The sequence below is a fragment of the Bacteroides sp. CAG:633 genome (genome assembly GCF_000435115.1).
GTDB lineage: Bacteria > Bacteroidota > Bacteroidia > Bacteroidales > Bacteroidaceae > Bacteroides > Bacteroides ndongoniae.
This window is the reverse complement of the sequence record NZ_FR883046.1, coordinates 34,937-35,332: the sequence shown is the minus strand read 5'-3', so window position 1 is coordinate 35,332 and position 396 is coordinate 34,937. Positions and strand designations below refer to the sequence as shown.

Annotated in this window: 1 protein-coding gene; it reads left to right on the top strand. The window is 61.6% G+C overall.

Annotated features, from left to right (window positions below; all coding sequences use genetic code 11):
• The coding region (locus QVP67_RS06105; protein ID WP_288179961.1) for a VapE domain-containing protein at positions 1-396 on the top strand (396 nt) is incomplete at both ends.

Genomic DNA, 396 nt, shown 5'->3' with positions numbered 1-396 from the left:
TGGACGGGCCGTGGCGGAGAGGGACGCCGTGCCAACAGTGTGGCACCGCTACTGGTCAGCACCGCACAAGGTTTGGGAAAATCTACCTTCTGCCGCCTGCTGCTCCCGCCCCAATTGCGAGACTACTTTACCGAAAGTTTTGACCTGACCAACGCCACGGCGGCGGAGAACAAACTGGCCTCGTACGGACTCATCAACCTGGACGAATTCGACCGCCTGCCCGCCAGCCGGATGCCCCAACTGAAAAACCTGGTGCAGATGGAAGCCTTGCGCGTGCGTCGCGCCTATCGCCGCACAGCAGAACCGCTGCCTCGCATCGCCTCATTTATCGGCACCAGCAACCGCCGCGACTTGTTGACTGACCTTTCGGGCAGCCGCCGCTTCATCTGTGTGGAG